This window comes from Oxobacter pfennigii, from assembly GCF_001317355.1.
GTDB lineage: Bacteria > Bacillota > Clostridia > Clostridiales > Oxobacteraceae > Oxobacter > Oxobacter pfennigii.
Genome location: NZ_LKET01000060.1, coordinates 1 through 1319, shown reverse-complemented (window position 1 = coordinate 1319; position 1319 = coordinate 1). Strand labels below are relative to the sequence as shown.

The 1319-nt window shown below is 43.5% G+C and carries 1 protein-coding gene and 1 pseudogene; both read right to left on the bottom strand.

Annotated elements, in window-relative coordinates; translation table 11 throughout:
• Positions 1 to 41: 41 nt before the first annotated feature.
• Positions 42 to 811 (bottom strand): annotated as a pseudogene (gene istB, locus OXPF_RS18685) (IS21-like element helper ATPase IstB).
• The coding region (locus OXPF_RS18680; RefSeq protein ID WP_423230588.1) for a Mu transposase domain-containing protein at positions 795 to 1319 on the bottom strand (525 nt) is incomplete at its 5' end. The gene OXPF_RS18680 and the pseudogene istB, both read right to left, overlap by 17 nt.

Genomic DNA, 1319 nt, shown 5'->3' with positions numbered 1-1319 from the left:
GAAATCACTTGTCCGGAACTGGAAATCGCCTAAATCAAATATTACTCGCTAATAGACTTATCTAGTCCGTATACCTCGCGCATTGAAAAGTCTTTTGTAGCATCAATGCTTTCGATATTGATTTTGTATGCTCGTGTACAATGCGATCCAGTATGGCATCTGCCAGTGGACCATCTGCTCCGCCAAGTTGTTCATACCAGCCTTCCATTCGATACTGGGAGCAAAAGATTGTAGATGATTTCTTGCGGCGCTTGTGCAGCAGTTCGAAAATATCCTTTTGCTCGTTCGCGGCTGGTTTGAGAAGTAGCCATTCATCAATGACGAGTAGAACAGGATTCGCATATTTTGCCATGACTTTCTTGTAAGTACCTTCATTCCTTGCCATTTCAAGGTCAATCAGAAGGTCAGGAAGTCTGACATATTTCGTGTTGTAATACTGTTTGCAGGCCTCCATACCGAATGAACATGCCATGTAGGTTTTGCCACTGCCTGTTGCACCGGTAATAAAAAGATTTCGGTGTTCAGTGATATATTCGCAGGTTGCAAGTCGTTTTATGAAGTCCTTGTTTAGCCTGCGCCCTGATGTGTAATCAATATCCATGATACTGGCATCAGGTTGATCGAATTCGGCATTCCGAATCAGTCTCCTAAGACGATTATTCTTACGGCTGCTGTATTCGATATCCGTCAGCATTCCAAAACGGTCTTCGAAAGGCACTTCTTTCATTTTTGGATCGTTAAGTTGGATGCGGAATGCATCTGCCATTGCGGTAAGACGCATTTCGATTAATTTATCAATCGTACCTCCCATAATAGCCGGCACCTCTTGTAATGCCGTAGCTGTTCTTGTGTGTGGTTTCTTCTTTAGATGTTACTGAAAAAGACTTGTCCTGACCAGTTGTGAGTATATTTTTGATACTCTTGTAACTGGGTGATGCGGTATAGCTTAAAGCCTTTTCACAGGCTGACTCCAGACGCCCGACTGAATATTTGTCAGCCAGCTTTAGGAGCCCCATACAACTTTTGTAAGTCTGTTGTTCCACATGCTTTGAGGTAAGTATTGCATCCACGACCTTGTACGTATTAGTTCCAATCCGCTCAGCCCATTGACGGAAACGGTCACCGTTCCATTCCAGGTATTTCTGGTGATCTTCCGGCATATGTTCCACAATGGTGCTGTATTGTCCCTTACGACCATAAAGTCGCCGATGGGAAGCAATGCGGTTGTGGTTGTAGAAAACTTCAATGGTTTTATCTGTTATCCTCACATCAACCTTACGTTTGATGTACTCATAAGGAACGGAGTATAGCATTCCGTC